At 67.0% G+C, this 21,830-nt stretch carries 17 protein-coding genes and 1 pseudogene; 15 read left to right on the top strand and 3 right to left on the bottom strand.

Going from position 1 to position 21,830, the window contains the following annotated elements; translation table 11 throughout:
* The first annotated feature begins 287 nt into the window (after window positions 1-287).
* The 5 genes from ACQPXH_RS25855 to proB all read left to right on the top strand — a co-directional run bounded on the left by ACQPXH_RS25855 (window position 288) and on the right by proB (window position 7,436).
* On the top strand, window positions 288-3,563 hold the full coding sequence (locus ACQPXH_RS25855) for a translation initiation factor IF-2 N-terminal domain-containing protein (protein WP_433599086.1): 3,276 nt from the start codon (window positions 288-290) through the stop codon (window positions 3,561-3,563).
* Window positions 3,564-3,868: 305 nt separating this feature from the next.
* Entirely contained in the window at window positions 3,869-4,180 is a 312-nt protein-coding gene (gene rplU / locus ACQPXH_RS25850) for a 50S ribosomal protein L21 (protein ID WP_433599085.1), read from the top strand.
* A 54-nt stretch (window positions 4,181-4,234) separates the two neighbouring features.
* Window positions 4,235-4,501 (top strand): 50S ribosomal protein L27, encoded by a 267-nt coding sequence (gene rpmA / locus ACQPXH_RS25845; protein ID WP_364501315.1) that lies wholly within the window; start codon window positions 4,235-4,237, stop codon window positions 4,499-4,501.
* 154 nt (window positions 4,502-4,655) lie between these two features.
* Entirely contained in the window at window positions 4,656-6,110 is a 1,455-nt protein-coding gene (gene obgE, locus ACQPXH_RS25840; protein ID WP_433599084.1) for a GTPase ObgE, read from the top strand.
* A 210-nt stretch (window positions 6,111-6,320) separates the two neighbouring features.
* Window positions 6,321-7,436, top strand: a complete 1,116-nt coding sequence (gene proB, locus ACQPXH_RS25835) for a glutamate 5-kinase (RefSeq protein ID WP_433603579.1) — start codon at window positions 6,321-6,323, stop codon at window positions 7,434-7,436.
* On the opposite strand, the pseudogene ACQPXH_RS25830 reads toward proB, so the two are convergent.
* Window positions 7,433-7,730: pseudogene (locus ACQPXH_RS25830) on the bottom strand (hypothetical protein); the annotation flags it as partial. The gene proB and the pseudogene ACQPXH_RS25830 overlap by 4 nt on opposite strands.
* Before the next feature lie 458 nt (window positions 7,731-8,188).
* On the opposite strand from ACQPXH_RS25830, the gene ACQPXH_RS25825 reads away from it, so the two are divergent.
* Together ACQPXH_RS25825 and ACQPXH_RS25820 are read left to right on the top strand one after the other, a co-directional pair.
* The gene (locus tag ACQPXH_RS25825) at window positions 8,189-8,599 is read left to right on the top strand and encodes a hypothetical protein (protein ID WP_433599083.1); all 411 of its coding nucleotides are present in this window, start codon (window positions 8,189-8,191) and stop codon (window positions 8,597-8,599) included.
* Window positions 8,600-8,744: 145 nt separating this feature from the next.
* The gene (locus ACQPXH_RS25820) at window positions 8,745-9,227 is read left to right on the top strand and encodes a hypothetical protein (protein WP_433599082.1); all 483 of its coding nucleotides are present in this window, start codon (window positions 8,745-8,747) and stop codon (window positions 9,225-9,227) included.
* Between the two features lie 34 nt (window positions 9,228-9,261).
* Here the strand turns inward: ACQPXH_RS25820 and ACQPXH_RS25815 are convergent, their stop codons facing one another.
* Both ACQPXH_RS25815 and ACQPXH_RS25810 read right to left on the bottom strand, forming a co-directional pair.
* Window positions 9,262-9,636 (bottom strand): hypothetical protein, encoded by a 375-nt coding sequence (locus ACQPXH_RS25815; RefSeq protein WP_387291065.1) that lies wholly within the window; start codon window positions 9,634-9,636, stop codon window positions 9,262-9,264.
* A gap of 84 nt (window positions 9,637-9,720) precedes the next feature.
* Window positions 9,721-10,434 carry an ESX secretion-associated protein EspG gene (locus ACQPXH_RS25810; RefSeq protein WP_433599081.1) on the bottom strand — a complete coding sequence of 238 codons (714 nt, stop codon included), beginning with the start codon at window positions 10,432-10,434 and terminating at the stop codon, window positions 9,721-9,723.
* Between the two features lie 251 nt (window positions 10,435-10,685).
* Here ACQPXH_RS25810 and ACQPXH_RS25805 point away from each other — a divergent pair, with 251 nt between their 5' ends.
* The 8 genes from ACQPXH_RS25805 to ACQPXH_RS25770 are packed head-to-tail and all read left to right on the top strand — an operon-like array spanning window position 10,686 to window position 21,813.
* Window positions 10,686-13,553 carry a phosphoenolpyruvate synthase gene (locus tag ACQPXH_RS25805; RefSeq protein WP_433599080.1) on the top strand — a complete coding sequence of 956 codons (2,868 nt, stop codon included), beginning with the start codon at window positions 10,686-10,688 and terminating at the stop codon, window positions 13,551-13,553.
* Window positions 13,540-16,935 carry an AMP-binding protein gene (locus tag ACQPXH_RS25800; protein WP_433599079.1) on the top strand — a complete coding sequence of 1,132 codons (3,396 nt, stop codon included), beginning with the start codon at window positions 13,540-13,542 and terminating at the stop codon, window positions 16,933-16,935. Before ACQPXH_RS25805 ends, ACQPXH_RS25800 begins: the two co-directional genes overlap by 14 nt.
* A complete protein-coding gene (locus tag ACQPXH_RS25795) occupies window positions 16,932-17,258 on the top strand; it encodes an acyl carrier protein (protein ID WP_433599078.1) in 327 nt (108 codons plus the stop codon). Before ACQPXH_RS25800 ends, ACQPXH_RS25795 begins: the two co-directional genes overlap by 4 nt.
* Window positions 17,255-18,346 (top strand): SDR family oxidoreductase, encoded by a 1,092-nt coding sequence (locus tag ACQPXH_RS25790; RefSeq protein ID WP_433599077.1) that lies wholly within the window; start codon window positions 17,255-17,257, stop codon window positions 18,344-18,346. Before ACQPXH_RS25795 ends, ACQPXH_RS25790 begins: the two co-directional genes overlap by 4 nt.
* Window positions 18,343-19,263 (top strand): nucleoside-diphosphate kinase, encoded by a 921-nt coding sequence (locus tag ACQPXH_RS25785; protein ID WP_433599076.1) that lies wholly within the window; start codon window positions 18,343-18,345, stop codon window positions 19,261-19,263. Before ACQPXH_RS25790 ends, ACQPXH_RS25785 begins: the two co-directional genes overlap by 4 nt.
* Window positions 19,260-20,246: a ScbA/BarX family gamma-butyrolactone biosynthesis protein gene (locus tag ACQPXH_RS25780; protein WP_433599075.1), complete on the top strand. Its 987-nt coding sequence runs from the start codon at window positions 19,260-19,262 to the stop codon at window positions 20,244-20,246. The genes ACQPXH_RS25785 and ACQPXH_RS25780 overlap by 4 nt, the downstream gene beginning before the upstream one ends.
* Window positions 20,246-20,878: a nitroreductase family protein gene (locus ACQPXH_RS25775; protein WP_433599074.1), complete on the top strand. Its 633-nt coding sequence runs from the start codon at window positions 20,246-20,248 to the stop codon at window positions 20,876-20,878. Before ACQPXH_RS25780 ends, ACQPXH_RS25775 begins: the two co-directional genes overlap by 1 nt.
* The gene (locus tag ACQPXH_RS25770; RefSeq protein ID WP_433599073.1) at window positions 20,875-21,813 is read left to right on the top strand and encodes a hypothetical protein; all 939 of its coding nucleotides are present in this window, start codon (window positions 20,875-20,877) and stop codon (window positions 21,811-21,813) included. The genes ACQPXH_RS25775 and ACQPXH_RS25770 overlap by 4 nt, the downstream gene beginning before the upstream one ends.
* Window positions 21,814-21,830 lie beyond the last annotated feature (17 nt).

Genomic DNA, 21,830 nt, shown 5'->3' with positions numbered 1-21,830 from the left:
CACTGCGGTTCGATGCCGATCATCGCTGCTACGAACAACTGGCCCGTTGCTAGGGCCGGAGGTTCGCGTCGGCACGCTGGATGAGCGCTCGCGCCGTGGAGTTCAGCCAACAGCCAGGCGCCGCGTGACCAGCTAGCCCGACCGACGAAAACCATGGGCGTTAACCGGACACGCGGGGCGAGACCACTTGACCTCGCGCCAACCGCGTGAGGTGAACGGACAGTGCCCCCGCGTCGGCCGCGTCACTCCTGCCAGGAGGGACGCGCCCGGGGACCCGAGGAGACTTCGTGGCCGATCAAGAGCCGCTGACAACAACATCACAGGATGCCGAACAATTGCCGGAGCGAATCCGAGTTCACGCGCTTGCCAAGCGGCTGGGGGTAACCAGCAAACGCATCCTGGCCAAGCTCGCCGAGTTGGGTGCCGACGCACGTAGTGCGCAATCGAATGTCGATCGAGCGGTAGCGGAATCTGTCCGCGATGCGTTCGGCACCGTGGAATCAGAGGTCGTCGAACCCGAGGCGCCCGAGACCGCCGCGCAAGAGCCGGTTGCGGCCGGGCCCGAGCCAGCGGCGCCGGAGCCGGCGGCGACCGAGCCGGTTGCGCCGGAGCCGGCGGCGACCGAGCCGGTAGCTGCCGAGCCGGCGGCGACCGAGCCGGTGGCGGCCGAGCCGGTGGCGGCCGAGCCGGTAGCTGCCGAGCCGGTAGCTGCCGAGCCCGAGCCGGGGCCCATTTTTTCCGCACCGGACCAGCCGATCGACCAGTCCGAATCGCTGCCATCGGGGGAGCAGCCCGCGGCGCATCAGCCCTCGGTGCAATTGTTCACCCATTCGGTTCCGCAAGAGCCGCACGTAGCGACGCCGGTCGTCTTCGAGGCCGCTGCCTCGGTCGCCGCACCGCTGTTCCTACCGCCGGACGCCGCGGCCGCCGAAGAGGCGCGTCGACAGCGTCGGGCCGAGCGCGACAGCCGTCGCGCCGAGGAAGCCGCGGTCGAAACCGTCGAGGAAGAGCCCGAAACCACCGAGGACGAGTCCGCCGAACAGCAGGGCGAGGCGGATCAGCCGCGTCGTCGTCGCCGTGGCCGTCGCGGTCGGGGGCGTGGCCGGGGTGAACAGCACACCGACGCCGAATCCGAGGGCGATGACACCGAAGTCACGGACGAGGGCGCCGAAGACGAGCAGGCCGCGGTCAAGAGCGAGGCCGAAGCCGAGCCCGGCGAAGACACCGAGACCGAGGACGACGAATCCGGTGTGCCGGAGGGTTCGAGTCGCCGTCGCCGTCGCCGTCGTCGCCGCAAGGTCGCGGGGGAGGGCGCCGATAGCGAGGGCGTCACCGATGACGATCCGCCGAACACCGTCGTGCACGAGCGTGAGCCGCGCAATAAGAGCCGCGGCCGCGCCACGGTCGACGAGGTGCAGGGCATCACCGGTTCCACCCGGCTCGAAGCCAAGCGGCAGCGTCGGCGTGACGGTCGCGAGGCCGGTCGCCGTCGCCCGCCGATCCTGACCGAGTCGGAGTTCCTGGCCCGCCGCGAGGCGGTGGACCGGGTCATGGTGGTGCGCGAGAAGACCTTCTCGGAGCACCCGACCGCGACCCAGGTCGCGGTGCTCGAGGACAACATCCTGGTCGAGCACTTCGTCACCAATACCGGCTCGGCGTCGATGGTCGGCAATGTCTACCTCGGCAAGGTGCAGAATGTGCTGCCCTCGATGGAGGCGGCATTCGTTGATATCGGCCGCGGCCGCAACGGTGTGCTCTACGCCGGTGAGGTGAACTGGGAGGCCGCCGGTCTCGGCGGTAAGGAGCGCAAGATCGAGCAGGCGCTCAAGCCCGGCGATCAGGTGCTGGTCCAGGTCTCCAAGGATCCGGTCGGGCACAAGGGGGCCCGGCTGACCACCCAGATCAGCCTGGCCGGACGCTTCCTGGTGTACGTGCCCGGCGGTTCGTCCACCGGTATCAGCCGCAAGCTGCCCGATACCGAGCGCAAGCGGCTCAAGGAGATCCTGCGCGATATCGTGCCCGCCGATGCCGGAGTGATCATCCGCACCGCATCGGAAGGTGTCAGCGAGGCCGAACTGGCCCGCGACGTCGAGCGGCTGCAGGCGACCTGGCGCACCATCGAGAAGGCCGCCGAGGCCAGGGACAACGGCGCGCCCAAGACGCTGTACGAAGAGCCGGACCTGTTGGTCAAGGTCATCCGAGACCTGTTCAACGAGGACTTCTCCAAGCTGGTCATCGAGGGTGAGCGGTCCTGGAGCACGGTCGAGAACTACATCCGCACGGTCGCACCGGACATGCTCGCCCGGGTCTCCCGGCACGAGGACAACGGTATCGACGTCTTCGAGACCTACCGGATCGATGAACAGCTCGCCAAGGCGCTCGATCGCAAGGTGTGGTTGCCCTCGGGCGGCACCCTGGTGATCGACCGGACCGAGGCGATGACCGTCATCGACGTCAATACCGGCAAGTTCACCGGCGCGGGCGGCAGCAATCTGGAGGAGACGGTCACCAGGAACAACCTGGAGGCGGCCGAGGAGATCGTGCGCCAGATGCGGCTGCGCGATATCGGCGGCATGATCGTCGTCGACTTCATCGATATGGTGCTGGAGTCGAACCGGGATCTGGTGCTGCGCAGGCTGACCGAGGCATTGGGCCGCGACCGCACCCGCCACCAGGTCTCCGAGGTGACCTCGCTCGGCCTGGTGCAGATGACCCGCAAGAAGCTCGGAACCGGTCTGGTCGAGGCGTTCTCGACGACCTGTGAGCACTGCCATGGTCGGGGCATCGTCGTGCACACCTACCCGGTGGAGCTCACCGGTGCCGAGGACAGCACGCGCGGTGGCCGGGAGACCGGATCGCGGCGGCGGCGTGGCCGGGACAAGGGTGCGGCGGCGAGTGCGCCCGCCGCGGCCGCGAATGGCACCGCGCATCCCGCCGAAGACGAGGCCGAGATCGCGGTCAAGCGTGCGCATCCGGTGGCGTTGGCGATGGCGGCGCATCAGCCGGAGGAAGTGCACGCGGAGGATGTGGCGGACCTCGAGGACGTCGCGGTGGCGGAAGCCGTTGCGGATGTCGTCGCCGCAAGCGATGCGGCGCCGGTCGAGCAGGTCGTCGTCTCCGAGTCGGTCGCGGCGGTCGCGGAGGCGGTGGCCGAGGAAGTCGCGGAAGCCGTAACCCAGCAAGCCGCGGAGGCGGAAATGGTGGCCGAGGAGGCGGTCGCGTCCGCATCCGGCGAAGTCGCACCGGTCGCTGCCGCGGCTGCGACGTCCGTGGCGGATGAACCCGCTGAGCCCGCGGTGGAGCCGGCTGCGACATCGTCCAACGGTGTGCCCGAATCCGCGGCGCCCCGTTCGACCGGCCGCAGACGTCGCGTCGCGCGTTCGGCCGCCGCACCGGCCGCCGACAGCGCCGGGGCCGTCTTCGTGCTGCCGACGGCGGATCAGGGCGCGGCAGGGCCCGTCGTTGACTACACGGCGGATGTGCCGGTCGTGGTGCCGACGCGTAAGCCCCGCCGCCGGGCCGTCGGTCGTCCGGCCGGACCGCCGGTGGACGACGCGAACTGATCGCCATAATCGGATCGAAAACCTGGGACCCCCGCCGCATTCCGCGACGGGGGTCCTGCCTTTCACGGGCACCGGTTTGGTCGGGGTGGTACCCGTCCTGTAATCTTGGACAGTCGCTGCCCGGCGACAGCGCTTGTCTGCGCTGTGTTTGTGACTCGGCTCGAAGCCGAGAGCCATCAGGTTGCTGAGGCGGCGGTGACTACCAGACCAGAGTGCTGTGGTTTCCAGCCGGAGTCATCCGAGCGGGAGCACGCAGCCGCGCGAGCGCGAGCCGCGCGCATTACAGGAAGAAGGGCAGCCGACCGATGGCAACGTACGCGATCGTCAAGACCGGCGGAAAGCAGTACAAGGTCGCGGTCGGTGACCTGGTGAAGGTCGAGAAGATCGAGGGTGCGCCGGGTTCGTCCGTGGCGCTGGCCCCGGTTCTCGTGGTGAACGGCACCGAGCTGACCACCGATGCGGACAAGCTGGCCAAGGTTTCCGTGGACGCGGAGGTCGTCGAGCACACCAAGGGCCCGAAGATCCGCATCCACAAGTTCAAGAACAAGACCGGCTACCACAAGCGTCAGGGTCACCGTCAGCCGCTGACGGTCCTCAAGGTCACCGGCATCAAGTAAGCCTCCGCAAGTAAGCCTCCGCGCTTTCTCGAATTACTTCACAGGAGTTCAGAAATGGCACATAAGAAGGGTGCATCCAGCTCGCGCAACGGTCGCGACTCGAATGCTCAGCGACTCGGCGTCAAGCGTTTCGGCGGCCAGGCCGTTTCGGCCGGCGAGATCCTGGTTCGCCAGCGTGGCACGCACTTCCACCCCGGTGTGCTCGTCGGCCGTGGCGGCGACGACACCCTGTTCGCCCTCGCGGCGGGCAAGGTCGAATTCGGCACCAAGCGTGGCCGCAAGACCGTCAACATCGTGGTTCCGGAGCCGGCCGAGGCCTGACCGCCTCTGGCATTCCGGAAAAGCTGAGCGGGTCAGGGTGCATTCCCTGGCCCGCTTTTCGCGTTCTCGAAAGATCGCGTTCCCATAATGCAGGTTCTTTCGAGCGACCTGGCAAGCAGTCGCTACGGCTACCACCGAGGAGGATGATTCGGACATGTCCAAATTCATCGACCGTGTCGTATTGCACGTGCGTGCGGGCAAGGGTGGTCACGGCTGCGCCTCCGTGCGCCGCGAGAAGTTCATGCCGCTCGGCGGTCCGGACGGCGGCAATGGCGGACGCGGCGGGGATGTGATCCTCGAGGTCGACCCGAATGTGCACACCCTGCTGGACTTCCACTTCCATCCGCACGCTAAGGCGAGCAACGGCAAGCCGGGCGAGGGCAGCAATCGTGACGGTAAGCAGGGCACCGATCTGGTGCTGAAGGTGCCCGATGGCACCGTGGTGCTCGACGACGACGGCAAGGTGCTCGTCGATCTGGTCGGTTCGGGCAATAAGTTCATCGTGGCCCGTGGCGGACGCGGCGGACTCGGTAATGCCGCGCTGGCCTCCAAGGCGCGCAAGGCGCCCGGTTTCGCATTGCTCGGCGAGGACGGCGATGAAGGCGATCTCGTCCTCGAGCTGAAGTCCGTCGCCGATGTGGGGCTTGTCGGGTTCCCGTCGGCGGGGAAGTCCTCGCTGGTGTCGGTGCTCTCGGCCGCGAAGCCGAAAATCGCGGACTATCCGTTCACTACGCTGGTGCCCAATCTCGGTGTGGTCTCCAGCGGAGACACCACCTTCACCATCGCCGATGTGCCCGGTCTGATCCCGGGTGCGAGCGAGGGGCGTGGGCTCGGGCTGGATTTCCTGCGGCATCTGGAGCGCTGCGCGGTGCTCGCGCACGTCGTCGACTGTGCGACCCTCGAGCCGGGACGCGATCCGGTCTCCGATGTCGATGCGCTCGAGGCCGAACTCGCGGCCTACCAACCGGCTCTGGATGCCGATACCGGTCTCGGTGATCTGGCCGATCGGCCGCGTGTGGTGATCCTGAACAAGGTCGATGTGCCCGATGCCGCCGAGTTGGCGGAGATGGTCACGCCTGAATTCGCCGCACGTGGCTGGCCGGTCTTCGAGATCTCGGCGGTGAGCCGGGCGGGCCTGCGTCCCTTGACCTTTGCGCTCGCCGAGATGGTCGAGCAGTATCGGACCGCGCATCCGAAGGCCGCGCCGAAGCGTCCGGTGATCCGTCCGATCGCAGTGAACGAGTCCGGCTTCAGCGTGATCGCCGATCCCGAGGAGCCGGGTGGCTTCATCGTGCGCGGGCCGCAGCCGGAGCGCTGGGTGCGCCAGACCCAGTTCGACAACGACGAAGCCGTCGGCTACCTCGCCGACCGCCTGGCCCGCCTCGGCGTCGAAGATGAACTGGTGAAGCAGGGCGCCGAGCCCGGTGCGCCGGTCACCATCGGCGATGTCACATTCGACTGGGAGCCGCAGATCTCCGCAGGTGTGGATATGGTGCCCACCGGCCGCGGCACCGACATCCGTCTGGAGCAGAACGACCGGATCGGTGCCGCCGAACGCAAACACGCGTCCCGAGTACGCCGTGGTCTGGTCAAGGACGACGAGGAATAACGTGAACGCCGTGGGCTTGTGGTGTGCGCCGGGGTCTGGCACGGCGTTACGGCGAGCGCCGCGGTTCGGTTCGCCCGTCTGGCGTGTGTCGGAATTCGGTGGCGGCCAGCGCGTTCTGGGTGCGATGTCGCGCCCTGCGGGTACGACGAGTTCTGTTGCGGTACAGGGAGTTCGGTTGCGATGCAGGTGAGTTCGGGGATGGCCGAGGTGATGCCGCAGTCCGGGCTGAGTGAAGCCAGGACGGCGATTGCTTCGGCGCGCAGTGTGGTGGTGAAGATCGGGTCTTCAGCGCTGACCAGCCTTGAGGGGGGTCTCGATATGGCGCGACTGGATCGGCTTGCCGATGCGGTGGAGGCACGGATGCGGGCCGGATCCGATGTGGTCGTGGTGTCCTCCGGTGCCATCGGTGCGGGCATCGCGCCGCTCGGATTGACAAGTCGCCCAAGGGATCTGGCAACCAAGCAAGCCGCAGCCAGCGTCGGCCAGTTGGCATTGGCGCATGCCTGGGGGACCTCGTTCGCGCGGTTCGGGCGGACCGTCGGGCAGGTGCTGTTGAGCGCCGACGACTTCTCCCGGCGCGAACATCACCGCAACGCCCAGCGCACCCTGGACCGGTTGCGCTCGCTCGGTGCGGTTGCTGTCGTGAACGAAAACGACACCGTCGCAACGGAAGAGATCCGCTTCGGCGACAATGACCGCCTCGCCGCACTGGTCGCCCATCTGGTCGGCGCGGACGCGCTGGTGCTGCTCTCCGATGTCGAGGGCCTCTACGACGGCGATCCGCGCAAGGGCGCCGCCAACTTCATCCCCGAGGTCCGCAGCAGCGCCGACCTCGACGGCGTCATCGCGGGCAGCGGCGGCGCACTCGGCACCGGCGGCATGGCCTCCAAGCTCTCCGCGGCCCGGTTGGCCGCCGACGCGGGCGTCCCCGTCCTGCTGGCCGCCGCCACCGAGGCCGATATCGCGCTCAGCGCGGGCACCGTCGGCACCGCCTTCGCCGCCCGCCCGGTCCGCCTCTCCGCCCGCAAATTCTGGGTCCGCCACGCCGCCGACAGCCGCGGCGCCATCCTCATCGATGAGGGCGCCGTCCAAGCCGTCGCCCACCGGCGTCGCTCCCTGCTCGCCGCGGGCATCACCGGCGTCCGCGGCCGCTTCTACGGCGGCGACGTAGTCGACCTCATCGCCCCCGACAACCGCATAGTCGCCCGCGGCGTAGTCGAATACGACAGCACCGAACTTTCCGGCATGCTCGGCCGCTCCACCACCGAACTCCCGGACACCATGCAACGCCCGGTAATCCACGCCGACGACTTGGTCAAGATTTAGCGGCTGGCCTCCGGCGATTCGCCTTCCGTATCGTCCTGCGGCAACTGAACCGCAGTGATGTCGGTGCGGGGAAGTCGTTGCCTTTGAAAGCAGAGGTTCGCCACTCACCTTCGACAACGCATAGGCGTAGCAGTCGCCGTAGTTCAGAGCGGCCGCATGCCGCCCTTTGCCGTATTCTCGCCAGGCCAGTCGCGCCAGATGCGCGTGTTCCGGATGTACCGCGACGAGATCGACTGCGGCTCGATGTAGCCACAGGTCCAGTTCACGTCCACCGGCGTCACCGAATCGGCCCTCGAACCTGGCTGATTCTTGCTTGTCGGGAGTAGTTCATCGCTGACCACTGTCTGGAGTTGGGATGACGCCGGGTTGGTTGGTGGTTGGTGGGGGTTGAGATGGGCCGGTTTGGTCGGGGATGGGGCCGGTGATGCCGGGCTGGCCGCCGGGGTCGGGCAGGGCAGGGGTTGGTTGCGACGGGACGGGGGCCGGGGGTGGGGGTGCTTGTTGGGTAGGGGGTGCCGGCGCGGGTGCGGGAGGTTGGGTCTCCTGCGTTGGGGGCGGGGCCTGTTGGGCTGGGGCCTGTTGGGGTGGGGCCTGTTGGGGTGGGGCCGGGGGAGGTGCTTGCTGGGTTGATGGTTCCGGCGTTGGGGTGGGCTGTGGGGCCGGGGTGGGCTGTGGCGCCTGGGATTCCGGTGCCGGGGGCGCTGTTGGTTGCGGCGCTGGAGATTCCGGTGTGACAGGTGCAGGGGACGGCTGTGGATCTGGAGCAGGCTGAGGCGGCGGAGCCGGGGTCGGCTGGGGCACCTGGGACTCCGGCGTGGGTTGCGGTGCTCGAGATTCCGGTGTCGAGGGGGTTGGTGCCGGTTCCGGTGTGCCGGGTGTCGGGGTGGGCTGTGGCACCTGGGAATCCGGGTTGGGTTGCGGTGCGTTGGTCTCCGGGGTTCCAGGTGCCGGAGTTGTCGGCGCGGGTGCCGTCGGATCCGGAGTTGGTTGTGGTGCTCGAGATTCCGGAGTGGACGGAGCAGGTTCCGGGGTGCTGGGTGCCGGGGTGCTGGGTGCTGGGCTGCTGGGTGCTGGGGTGGGTTGTGGTGGCTGGGAATTCTGGGCGCCAGGTGCTGGTGTTGTTGAGTCCGGAGTTGGTTGTGGCGCTTGGGATTCCGGGGTAGAGGGTGAAATTTTAGGGGCGCCGGGCTTACCGGGGGCCGACGGTGTCGCGCCGGGTAAGGCGGGGGGTGCCGGGAGGGCGGGGACGGCGGTACCTGCCATTTGGTAGGCGGGTTTGTAGATCATGTTCATGGCGAGGACGGCTTCTTGGCGCAGCGCCTCTTCCGCCATTTGCGCATTGATCACATGGGCGGCTTCGAGCAGTCGGGCTATAGTGCCGATCGGGCCCGAATTGCCCGGTGGTACAACGGCGATCTTCACGGCTTCGGCGGCCGCGGCCACCGCACCGAGGCGGGTGCCGACCTGTCCCATGATCGCAGCGAGTTCATCGACGGAGTCGGCGTAGCTGCGGGCACTCGCATAGGCGGCTTCGGCGGCTGCGCCCTCCCAGGCCATCGAATTCATTACCCGATCCGAGCCGGCTCGAGTCAATGGAAACGAACTGGCCAGTGTCCCTGCGACTTCCAGCCATGTGACCGATGCATTGAGGATCTGCGCGGCATCGATCTGCTGGGTCTTGGTGTAGATCTCCTCATGCTTCATCGACTCGAAATGCTCCATCGAGCTGATGTAATCGGGATCATTACCGCTCATCGCCGCGCCTCGCAGACGCTTGTCCCCGCGTCCTGACCCGCGCGACAGCCGCCTTGCGCGGCATCACCACTCATCGCGGCACCCGCGTTTCGATCGCACGCAGCGCCGCGGCGTTCGCGGCATCGGCCTCCTCGAATAGCCCGCCGCTGATCAGGAAAGCCTCTTTCATGCGGTAGGCGGCTTCGATGTAGTGGTCCAGCAGGGTTGCGGCGTCGCGGGCCTTGTGCGCGAATCCGGCCTCTAATTGCTGTGCGGAGATGAATCCGCCGAAGCCGTCCAGCTCGCCCGCCGATTCGAGACGTTGGCGTAGATAGATGAGTCGGTCGGCTTGGTTGTCGTACATTTCGGCGCAACGTCGCGCCGCTTCCGGATCGAACTTGACGGTGCCCGCCTGCGCCTCCTGTTTGAAGCGGGCAATATCGGCTCGGCTGCTCTCGATCGTCATGAACCACCCCCGGGGATCGGTCGGTCCGCCTCAGACTAGCCGTTGGCCATGCCTCCGGATGAAATAGTTCCGGCCGGTGACGACTTATCGGGCCTGCGCGGGAATACGTTTCTGCAGTTGCGTGGCGAGTTGTTCGGCCGAGGCGGGCACGATGTGCACGGTATCGCCCGCCTTGATCAGATAGCGCCCGTCGCCCTTGACATCGATCCAGGTGTAGTGGACCGGCGGCTGTGGCGACGGGTGGTCCAGCCGCCCTTCGATCCGGATATGTCCCTCGGCGGTATGCGGCTTGAGCAGCAGCCGCCGGATCGAGGACACCGCTCGCTGCGCTACGACCACTGTCTCGTCGTCGCGGATCGCATCGGCGGATGCCGCCCGCGCCGGTTCGTGTCCGGCCGGGACCGCGGGCAGCAACGCGGCGATCCGCGCGCCGAGTTTGGCGCTGAGTCCGATCGAAAGTCGTACGCGCCCACCGAAGTCCGGTCCGGTACCGGGTTCTTGGATGGCGAGGACAGCGCGGTCGTAGATCGCAGAGGCCAGCAACCGGATCTCGGTGCCGGGACCATGTCCGCCGCCGATCGCCACGATCCTGGTCTGCGGTGCGGCCATGATCCGAAGGCACGCCGATAGGTCCGGATCGCTGCGCGGCGGTAGTCGCTCCTCCAACTGTGCGCGCAATTTGTCGGCCTCGGCCTCGGTTCGCGGCGTCTCGAGAATGCGCAGCGGATACGGGTGACGGTCCATTTCGGTCTCGCGCCAGACATGGGCGAACTCGTCCGGGGTGAAGGTCCAACCCACGCCGAATCACTCCTTACAACCCACAAACGTCATCGCACCGCTAGCGACTGCTGGCAGGTCGCTCGAAATGGTCAGCTTACTGGTGCCTCTGGGCGTTCGAACCAAGTCTTTACCAAGCAGTACCCAAGGTTTACGGGCTAACGCCGAAAGCAAATCTCGGATATATCCAGACAGCCCCTTCGATTTGCACTGCCTTGTGGTGCCGGAGCGCCTGCTCCGGTGCGGTGAACGGGGGTGATGGGAGAAAAGTCTTGCAGGTACTCGGACCGTGGACCGACTCGGCGACATTCGCCGCGCTAGGCGGGGGTAAAGCGCGTGGGTTGTACACCTTGCACAATGGTGGCTTCCGAGTCCCGGACTGGGTGGTGCTCGGCACCGACGTCTTCAACCGATTCCTGATCGCGACCGATGCAGGCGCCGATTTGGCGCCTATTGTGTTGAATGTCACATCATCGGACGATCTGAATTCGGCGCTGGCCGCCGGTGCGGAACTACGCGCCGCGATCGTCGATGCGCCACTGCCGCAGCCGGTACTCGAACTGATCGCCGACGCTTACGGCCGCCTGGGGGCGGTCGCGGTCGCGGTTCGATCGTCGGCGGTCGTCGAGGACGGCCCCGGCCAGTCCTATGCGGGCCAGTTCGATTCGTTCCTCAATGTCAACGGTGTCGACGCGGTCGCGGCGCGCGTGCGCGACTGCTGGGCCTCGGCATTCTCCGAACGGTCCATCCGCTATGCCTTCGCGCACGGGCAGCCGCGCGCCGACGCCATGGCCGTTGTCCTGCAACGCCTTATCGATGCGCGATCCAGCGGAGTGATGTTCACCGCGAACCCGATCAGCGGCGCCGCAGACGAATTGGTCGTCAGTGCGGTGTACGGGCTCGGTGAGGGGTTGGTGTCGGGCGCGGTGGACGCCGATTCGGTCGTGGTCGACAAATCCTCCGGCACGGTGCTGGAAACGACTGTGGGGGACAAGGATCGAAGCTGTGTACCCGCGGGCGAGCAGGGCTGCACGACGCTAGAGGTCGAGCCGGAGCGCCGCGAGAGCGCGGTGCTCGTCGATGCCGAACTGGCCGAATTGGTGGAGTGGGGACGCAAGCTGGAGGCCGATTTCGGTGCGCCACAGGACATCGAGTGGGCCATCGATGCAGATGGCCTCTGGTTCCTGCAGTCGCGGCCGATCACTACGGCGGTCACCGACGGCCCGGTGCGCGGTGCGGTACTGCGCGGCGCCGGTGAGGTGCTCGCCGACGGCGACGAGCGAATCTGGGACAACTCCAACATCATCGAGAGTTTCAGCGGCATCACCTCCCCGCTGACCTACACGACCGCCGCCGACATCTACGGCCGCGTGTACCACGGTTACGCGAAATCGCTGCGGGTGCCCGACGCGCAACTGCGCCAGACCGATCGCTGGACTCCGGTGCTACTCGGCTACTTTCACGGCCGGGTCTACTACAACCTGCTGCACTGGTACCGGATGGTGGGCATCGCGCCCGGATATCCGCTGAACCGTAAGGTGCTCGAGGCCGCGCTCGGCGTCGACGAACCGCTGCCCGACGAGATCGCGAAGACCTTGCACCCGTTCACCTTCCGCACACCGCTGGCCCGGCTGCGGTCACGGGCGATCACGACGGTGACCTATCTGCGGCGGCTGTTCGGTATCGACGAGATGGTCGATACATTCATGAGCGACTTCTACCGCGTCTACGACGAATACGACGCGCTCGACTACTCGACGCTGACCGGCGAACAGGCCTACGCGGCTTATCGCGAGGTCGACCGGGACCTGGTCGAGCGCTGGGGTCCGCTGATGGTCCTGGACGCAATCCTGTTGACCTGCACCGGTTTGATGTATCTGCTGACCAAACTGCTGCTGCCGAAGGCGCCGGAGTGGTTCCTGTACGCCGTCGTCGGCCCCGGCGCGGATGTCGAATCCGCCGAACCGGCCCGCGCCATGACCGAGCTCGCGCAGTTCATTCGCAAAGATCCCGAACTGGTGTCGTTGATCAATTCGACAGCACCGGAACAGATTTACGATGCCATGCGTGACCGCACCGAATTCCGCGACCGGATCGAGAATTACATCGATCGCTACGGTTACCGCAGCCTCGACGAACTGAAGCTGGAAACCCCGGATCTGCGTGAGGAGCCCGCGAGCCTTTTCGTCATGCTGCGCAGCGCGATCGGCCGCGTCGGGGAGGCGGCGCAGCACAGCCGCGGTGCGGAGGCGCAGCACAGCCGCGGTGCGGAGGCGCAGCACAGCCGCGGTGCGGAGGCGCAGCACAGCCGCGGTGCGGAGGCCGACGAGTACCTCGACGCCAATCTGCGCGGCTTCCGGCGGCGGATCTATGAGCGCCTGCGCGGCAAGGTGAATCGGTGCGCCGCGCATCGGGAGCGGCTGCGGTTCTGCCGCACCAGGGCCTTCGGCATGGTCAAGCGGATGATCCGGGCAATGGGCCGAGATCTGGTCGCGCGCGGTGTCATCGACGAATTCGACGATGTCTTCGCGCTGACCGTCCAGGAGTTGCGCAACTGCTACGACAGCGGTGCCGTTTCGAGCGACCTGCGAGCAGTCGCCAGCGGTGCCGTTTCGAGCGACCCGCAAGCAGTCGCCAGCGGCGGCCTGCGCGATCTGGTCGCCGCACGGAAAGCCCAGCGCGCCAGGGACGCCGAGCTTGTCGCCCCCGCTCGCTTCGTAACCTCGGGGCCGACCTTCGGGCGCGCCGAGCTCGCGCGCCAGGGCTGGGTGCCGGTCACCGACACCCCGGCCGCGACTGTCGGCACCGTCCTGCCCGGTACGCCGTCGGCATCCGGAATCGTCGAGGGCGCTGCGGTGGTCGTCGACGAGCCACGCGACGTGGCAGGCGGCATCCTGGTGGCATATCGCACCGATCCGGGTTGGGTGGCCGCGCTGCCCTCGGCGTCGGCGCTGGTGATCGAGCGCGGCAGTCCCCTCACCCACGTCGCGATCGTGGCACGGGAGTTGGGAGTTCCGACGGTGGTCCAGGTCAAGGACCTGACCAAGAAGATACGTTCGGGTATGGGAATACGGGTCGACGGCACGAACGGTACCGTTACCGTGCTGTCGGGAGGAGAGCTGCGGGATGAAGCCGGATAAAGACGTTGCCGCAGTTCGCAATTGGCTGGCCGATCCGGCACGCGACGCCGGGATCCACCTGGCCGACGAGGCCGACGGCTGGGAGTACCGCAGCTATCACGATCTCGCGGAGCTGAGCTGGTCGATCGCGGCGCGCATGCGCGAACACGGTATGGGCAGCGGCGATGGCGCATGCGTGATCATGCCGACCGGATTCCCCTGTGCCGCCGCCTTTTACGCGGTATGGGCCTGCGGTGGCGTCTTCACTCCGGTCGCGCCGCCGATGTTCGGCGACCTCGACCAGATCATCGCCCATATCGCGGCGATTCTGGAGCAGGCCCGGCCGCGGTTGGTGGTGACCTCGACCGAGTTCGAGCAGTTGGTGCGCAAAGCGGCGGAGGCGGCGGGCCGCACGGACGAACCGCTGGTGATTGATGCCGCGAATGTGGGTCCCGCGCCGATGGAGCGCGAATTCGGCGAGCCCGATGAATGCGCGCTGCTGCAATTCACCTCCGGGTCCACCGGAACGCCGCGCGGGGTACGCGTCAGCTGGCACAACCTGGCCAACAACATCGCGATGATCTCGACGCTGATCGACTGGCGGCACGGCGAAACCATGGTCTCCTGGCTGCCGCTGTATCACGATATGGGCCTGGTCGGGGCATTCCTCACCACCGTGACCAATCAGGGCGAGCTGTATCTGATGCGTCCGGACCAGTTCGTCCGCGATCCAGCGCGCTGGCTACGCGCCATGTCGCACGCACAGCACACGCCGTCGCCGTCGTTCGCGCTCGGTTATGTGGCACATCGCGTCGCGCCGGAGGAGATCGCGGATCTGGATCTATCCGGCTGGCGCACACTGGCCGTCGGTTCCGAGCCGGTGGAGGTGGCCGATCTTCAGTCCTTCGCGGGACTGGCCGGCAGACAAGGCTTTTCGACCAACGCGTACACCCTCGCCTATGGTCTGGCCGAGGCCACGCTGATGGTCACCTCTTCCGCGCGCAACCGGCCCGTCACCGCACTGCGGCTCGACAATCCGAATCTTCGCTTCGGCCAACCCATTACGATCCGGGCCGAAGGATTGCTAGATGACACGCGCCGTGTCGAGGGCTCCGGTTGGATCACCGGACTCGGCTACTCGACGCCAGAATCGACCGTGCGGGTGGTCGACGAAGACGGGCGGGAACTGCCCGACGGCACCCTCGGCGAGATGATCGTCGTCGGGGATTCGGTCGCGCTGGGTTACTCCGGCGAACCGACCGCCGGTTCGTCGACGCGGATCGTCGAGCGGGTGCTGTTCACCGGCGATGCCGGATTCCTGTACAACGGTGAGGTTTTCGTCCTCGGCCGGATGGGGTCGAGCCTGAAAATCCGCGGCCGGTCGGTGTTCATGGAGGACATCGAATCCCAGGTGGCCCAGGAAACCGGAATCACCAAGGGCAAACTCGCCGCCGTCGCGATCGCCGAGGCCGGTGCCCAGGGCATCGCGCTGTTCGCCGAATCGGCACCGGGAGACTGGATTGCCGAGGCGCGCAGAATCATTCGCGGTGAACTCGGCCCCGCGCAGACGGTGCACATCGTGACCGGCCCGCGCGGCATCATCCGCCGTACCTCGAGTGGTAAACCGCGGCGCAGGCATATGTGGCAGCTGTTCGCGGACGGCGCGTTGGCGGGTGCGGTGGTGCACGCGGCAGACGCCACCACCGAATCGGAACCGCGTATGGACAGCCCGGCTACCGGCGATGCCGTGCCCGCGCTGCCTGCCGAACGAGTGCGACAGTTGCTCGATGGGGCACTGGAAAGTGTTGCGGTACCGCCCGATTCGACCGTCCTGTTCGAGGGTTCGCTGGCGGAGGGATTCGGCAATGCCGGATCCGATATCGACTTCCTGGTCGTCGCCCCCGGTGACGAGGAGATGCCGACACTGCCGACGGTGTTGTTCATCGATGGTCGGCGCGTGGAGGTGCGGACGCGGTCCGAGGCGCAGCTGCGCAATCAGCTGGAGCTGGCGGCGAGTGGTTCGGACAAGATCGACGAGGATCTGCTCAACCGGTGTCAGCGATTTCTGCGCGCGACCGTGGTTCGGCCCGGCGAACCGAACGTCGCGGAATTGCGTGCACTGCTGCCGCATGCGAGGTTCACGGCGCTGGTGGCCGACTGGTGGACCAGACGCGCGACGCAGGCGCTGCGATACGCGGTCGCACTGCGGGCCCTGCACGCCGAGGCCGAGGCCGCCGACTGGGCGCGCGACGGACTGGTCCAGGCGATGAAGGGCTGGGCTGCCCGCAAGGGCGAAAGCTACCTGGAAACCAAGTGGCTGCCGCACCAACTCGACCGCATCGGAGCCGATGCGCTCATCGACCACTACAACGACCTCACCGAGCCGACCGAACACCTCGCGTGGGAACAGGTTTGGGCGCTGGCGGCGGAGCTCGGGGTGCCCCAGATCACCGATGACCCGCACCAGATCCTGTTCGCACGCCGTCCAGGAGTCACCACCTGGACGATCGGCGGGCACATCCACGTGATCCGGGACGATCATGACGTCTTCGCACTGTCGGACAGTGCGGCCCGTGCCTGGCGTTCGGTGGTGTTCCGGCATTCATTGCGCGATGTCCTCGGCCGCGCCGAACATGACATCGCCGAGGATCTGCTCGAGTTCATCGGACTCGGTCTGACCGGATTGCAGTGGCGCGGCGGTGAACTCATCGAACCCGCGCTGGCCATGTGCGAGCCGGTGAAGCCGTACACCCCGGTGCCCTACGCGGCCGCGCCCGCCCTCGGCCTGACCGGCGCCACCCGCGACGATGTGATCGCGACGCTGTCGCCACTGCCCGCGACCAGATTCACCGAATGCGCGCTGAATCTGGTGTGGTCCAATGTCGTCCTGGAGAACGCCAGGGAGGACCTGGCGGGTGCGGTCAAGAACTCCCAGGGCGCCGTCGCCGATATCGCCGCACACCGGCTCATCGCCATGGCAGTCCGTGTCTTGTTGTCCGCATTCGGGATTCACTCGCTGCCCGCCGACGTCGCGCCCGCGCAGACCCTGCGCCGGATGTTGCCGAACCATGCCCTGCGTCGTGACGATCTGCTGACGCAATTGGAATCGGCACGGCGGGTCCGCTTCTCGGAGATAATCGGAACGGGCGGAGATACTCTCGCGGGTCTCGCGGTGCTGGACGACTTCGTCACACTGGTCCGATGGGTCGCGGCGGGGGCGGCGACGACAACGGGATTCCCGGCCTCTTTCGATTCACGTGAGCAGTGGCGGCGCACGCTGGCGATCGGTTACGACTGGCTGCGCATCGCCGGGTATCTGAATACCGACCTGCCGCTGGACGAGGCCCGCGATCTGCTGGCCTCCGGTGGCCAACAACCGCATCTGCGGGAGGGAGAGCCGTGAGGGCAGCATCGCGCAGCGATTCGATGAGGGGTGGCGGCCGGGTGACGGGTGGGCCCGCGGTGGCTGGTACCACGACTGCCGACAAGGTGCGCCGGATCGTCCTCGCCATGGCCCCGGAACCGCCCGCCGAATTGTCCGACGAGCACCGCCTCGTGGAGGATCTCGGCTTCGATTCACTGCGTCTGATGGAACTCACCGTCGTCCTCGAGCGTGCGTTCGAACTGCCGCGCTACCGACCCGAGCAACTGGTGGGTGTGCGCCGGGTCGATGCCGTGATCGCCCTGGTCTCGGGCAGTTCGGCCGCTGCCGAGGTGCCACTGTGAACTCCGGCGATACAGTGCTGGTGACCGGTGCGGCCGGACTGGTCGGCGCCGAGGTCGTGGCCAGGCTCGCGGCCGCGAGCCGGCCGGTTGCCGCTGTGCTGCACAGTAATTCGACCATCGTGCGCAATGACGGCACCCTGATCGAGGCCGGTACCGCCGTCGCGGGTGACGTGCGGTTGCCCGGATTGGGCCTGTCCGAGCGTGATACCGAGGATCTGGCCGAGCGGGTCGGCCTCATCGTGCACTGCGCGGCCACAACGGCATTCGACGCATCCGCGGCTGACTACGAGGAACTCAATGTGGTCGGCACCGCGAATGCCATCGCGCTCGCACGCGAGTGGGAGGTGCCGCTCGTACACGTCAGCACCGCTTACGTATGCGGTATGCGGGGCGGCACCATCACCGAGGACGAACTCGACGCCGGTCAGGCCTTCGGAAATGGCTACGAGGACAGCAAGTTTCGCGCCGAAAAGCTGGTACGGGCGGCGGGTGAGCAGGGCCTGCTGTGGGCCATCGTGCGCCCCGGCATCGTGACCGGAGCGAGCGATACCGGGACGATCCGGGAGTACAAGAACCTCTACACCGTCGTGAAACTCATGGTCGAGGGCAAGCTGCGCTCACTGCCCGGCCGCTACGACGCGACGCTGTCGCTGTCGCCGGTCGACCATGTCGCCGATGTAATCGCCGCGGCCGTTCTGGATTTCGACTCCGCACAGAATCGCACGCTGCACGCTCTCGGCCGCGACACCCTCTCGCTGCGCGAGGTCTCCGATGTGCTCGCCGAATATCCGTCCTTCGAGGTCGCCACCTTCGTGCCGGAGGCGACCTTCGCCGAGGACGATCTCGAGCCGATCGAGCGCGAGTACTACCGCCGCATCGGTTCGCTCTATACCAGCTATTTCCGGCGGCGGCTGGTATTCGACACCGCCCGCGCCGACGTGCTGCTCGGCAAACCGTCCCCGGCCAGCGGCAAGGACTATCTGCGGGTACTGCTGGACTACTGCCTGGAATCGGGATACCTCGGCATGCCGCTGCCCTCGATAGCGGACATCCTGGCCAGCAACGATTTCGACGGAGCGGCCCCATGAGTGAGGTGTTGCGGGAATTGCTGAGCGCGCTGACGCCGTCTCCGCAGAAGGTCGACGCCTACGTTGCCGACACCTACGTGCAGGAAACGGTGGATCAGCTCGATCGACTCGGCGTCGACGCGGCCGAATTCGCCAGAGAGCATTCCCTGCTGCTGCTCAAGCCGGACGCGATTGTCGCGCGTTCCGTCGAGCCGACCCTGAATTGGCTGGCCGACAACGGTTTTCGGGTGGTCAGCGCGTTCCGCGTGCCGGTCGACCGGCATCTGGCCCGCGCACTGTGGTACTTCGCGTGGAATATCGCCTCTCCCGAACGCCGCCGCCTGGCCGATCTGCTGGTCGCCATCTCGGATGTGCTCGTACTCGTCGTGCACGCGCCCGACGGCGAGCTGCCCGTACCGGTGCGGCTGACCGAGGCGAAGGGCGCCACTGATCCGCGCAAGCGCCGCCCCGGTGAGCTGCGGTATCTGCTCGGCCGTCACAACTACCTGCTGAACCTGGTGCATTCGCCCGACGATCCCGCCGACGTACTGCGGGAACTCGCCATCTACCTGGACGAATGGAGCCGGGAAGCGGTGATCGCACAAGCCTGCGGCGGCGCGGACGGCGCGGCGGACGCGGCCGCGATCGCCGAGGAACTGTATGCGCGCACCCCCGCGCGCAGCTTCGATCGGGCGGACGCGCTCGACCGGGTGCTAGACGATTTTGCACGGGCCGGTAGGGCGGCCCCGTCCGGCTTCGATCCGGCCTCGGATGCGGACTGCGCGCAGTTGCTGTATCGAGCCTGGGCCGATGGCCGGGATCTGGATCCGTGGTCGGCGATCGTACTCGGATCCTATGTACTTCCCATGCGGACCGGCACCGCGTCGCAGACGTTGCGACCGGTGTCCGCCGAAGAATGGTTGGAGGGTCGAACGTGACCACAGACGCGGCCGCCGTACAGACGGCGAGCCATACCCGCACGATCTCCCGGGAACTCGCACACCGATGCGCGGTCTCGGAGGTTTTCGTCACCTCGTTGGACGCCGTCGGCGAGCACACCTTCGTCGCCGGAGCCCAACTACCCAGAATGCATGCGTATTACGGCGACCACGCCGGATCGCTCGCGGTGCGCCATGATCCGCTGGTGGTCATGGAGGCTGCCCGGCAGGCCGCCATCGCATTGACGCACAAGTTCTACGGAGTGCCGAACGAAATGGCATTCGTGGTACGCACTTTCAACGGCACCGGATCCGATACGACCGCGTGGGAGGTGCGCACCGCGCCCGCCGATCTGGTGATGCACGTGCGTGTTCGGCAGTGCCATCAGCGCGGTGGCGTGCTGCAGGGGCTCGATATGGTGCTCGAGATCGAATCCGACGGCGAGCCGATGCTGACGGTCGACGGATCCTTCTCCTGGGTGACCGGGCGACAATGGTCGGGGCTGCGCAGCGGATTCCGGGACAGCCTGGGGCTCGGCGAGTTTCGCGGCGCCTCGGCACTGACCGAACGCGCCGCACCCGCCGCGGTGGGTCGGGAGAACTGGCGCAATGTGGTGATCGGCTCCCCGGTGCGCGACGGCGCGGTCGCACGGGCGCGGCTGGTACCCGATCTCGGCCATCCGTTCCTGTTCGACCACCAACTCGACCATGTGCCCGGCAGTCTGCTCATCGAGGCCTGCCGGCAGACCGCATTGTCGATGGTCGTGCGCGATCTGCCCCAACTCGAATGTGTGGCAAGTACTTTCGACCGATTCGTCGAGCTCGACCTGCCCGCTGAATGCACCGCGGATATCACCGACCAAGGGGCGGGCAATACCGTCATCCACTGTGAGATCCGCCAAGCCGATGCCGTGGCCGCCCAGATCGATCTCGAATTCGCCGAGGACGCACTGGTTTCCGAGGCCGACCCAGAAGGAGTCTGATGGGCGAGGAGTTCTCGGGCACCGACCTGCTGACCACCACCCGCGCCTTCCGCCGCCGGCTCGACCTGACGCGTCCGGTCGCGCACCAAGACCTGCTGGACTGTCTGGATATCGCGGTGCACGCGCCGAGCGGCACCAATCGTCAGCCGTGGCGATTCCTGGTGATCGAGGATCCGGCGACCAAACAGCAGATCGCCGAGTACTACCGAAAGGGTTTCGCCGCTTACCTTTCCGCGCGCACACCCCGTCCGGACCAACTCGGTGATCTGGCCTCCGGGCAGCATCTCGCGGCGCATCTGCACGAGGTGCCCGCGCTGGTCATCGTGTGCTCCCTCGGTCGCCTGCCCGCGAACGCATCGCCGCTGCTGCTGGCCAGTCTCTACGGCTCGATCTACCCGGCGGTTTGGAACTTCATGCTCGCGCTGCACGAACGTGGGCTCGGCTCGACCATGACCACCGCACATCTGGCGTATGAGCGAGACATCGCCGACCTGCTCGGGATTCCGTTCGAGCAGGTCACCCAGGTCGCCATGCTGCCGGTCGCGCATCTGCTGCCCGGCACTCGGGGGCCGGGGTTGCGGCGCACGCCCGCCGCGGAGGTGACCATGTGGGATCGGTGGAGCGAGGCATGAGCGAGGTCGCCGGCACGTCACCCTCTGGTTTCCTCGATTCCGCGGTGCGCATCGGCCGCTTCACCGCGGTTATGTACAAGCCGCACTACGTCCTGTATGGCGTGCTATGGGTACTGGCATTGGAGGGCACCGCGGCCCTTGTGTCACAACCGGATTCGGACTGGCATCCGACGGGGGCCACCGTTCTGCGTATCGTCGTCGTCGCGTCCGTCCTGCTGTATCTGCGCATGGTCGACGAGCAGAAGGATCTCGATTACGACCGCGTGCACAACCCGGACCGCCCGTTGGTCACCGGCGCGATCTCCGCTTTCGAACTGCGTGCCGCCATGGCCGTCATCGCCGTCGGCACGATCGCCGCCAGCCTGACGCTCTCGGTGGTCTCCGCGCTCATGATCGCCGCCGTCCTTGTCTACGGCCTGGCGCTGTGGGGTCTCGAGCGCCTATCGGCAACCATTCGAACCGATATTCTGGCGAATCTGGCCGTCACCTATCCGGTTCAACTCCTGGTTACCGCCTACGTCGTCCTGTCGGCCGCTGACACCGGTGAGGTTCGCGCCACCTGGACGACCGCGGCCGTGGCCCTGATCTTCGCGGGCGCGTTCTTGCAATTCGAATTCGCCCGCAAGACATCTCGCAGTCCACGCCCCGACGAGCACTTCTACTCCAATGCGCTCGGCGCGACCGGCAGCACCGCGTTCGGACTGCTGTGTGCCGCCATCGCCGCCGCCACCGACATCACCCTTGTCCAACCATGGACGCATACATCACCGCGGGCGATGGTCGCCTGGATTCCGTTGGCGCTCTTACTACTTCCCATCTGGGGAGCTGTGAAGTTTGTGCGCGGCAGCAAGCCGGACTATCCGGTGCTCCCAGCCGTCCTGTTCATCCTGACGCTGTACATCGCGCTGATCGTGCAGGCGATCACCCTGACGTAAGTCCGACGCCACGCAGC

Source organism: Nocardia sp. CA-135953 (genome assembly GCF_050955735.1).
In the GTDB taxonomy this organism is placed as follows: domain Bacteria; phylum Actinomycetota; class Actinomycetes; order Mycobacteriales; family Mycobacteriaceae; genus Nocardia.
This window is presented reverse-complemented; position numbering and strand designations above follow the sequence as displayed.

Coding starts and splice junctions, on each gene's coding strand:
- ACQPXH_RS25775 (WP_433599074.1), top strand. CDS start 20,246: ATGGGCGAGGAGTTCTCGGGCACCGACCTGCTGACCACCACCCGCGCC.
- proB (WP_433603579.1), top strand. CDS start 6,321: ATGCCGCAGTCCGGGCTGAGTGAAGCCAGGACGGCGATTGCTTCGGCG.
- rplU (WP_433599085.1), top strand. CDS start 3,869: ATGGCAACGTACGCGATCGTCAAGACCGGCGGAAAGCAGTACAAGGTC.
- ACQPXH_RS25770 (WP_433599073.1), top strand. CDS start 20,875: ATGAGCGAGGTCGCCGGCACGTCACCCTCTGGTTTCCTCGATTCCGCG.
- ACQPXH_RS25815 (WP_387291065.1), bottom strand. CDS start 9,636: ATGACGATCGAGAGCAGCCGAGCCGATATTGCCCGCTTCAAACAGGAG.
- ACQPXH_RS25800 (WP_433599079.1), top strand. CDS start 13,540: ATGAAGCCGGATAAAGACGTTGCCGCAGTTCGCAATTGGCTGGCCGAT.
- obgE (WP_433599084.1), top strand. CDS start 4,656: ATGTCCAAATTCATCGACCGTGTCGTATTGCACGTGCGTGCGGGCAAG.
- ACQPXH_RS25785 (WP_433599076.1), top strand. CDS start 18,343: ATGAGTGAGGTGTTGCGGGAATTGCTGAGCGCGCTGACGCCGTCTCCG.
- rpmA (WP_364501315.1), top strand. CDS start 4,235: ATGGCACATAAGAAGGGTGCATCCAGCTCGCGCAACGGTCGCGACTCG.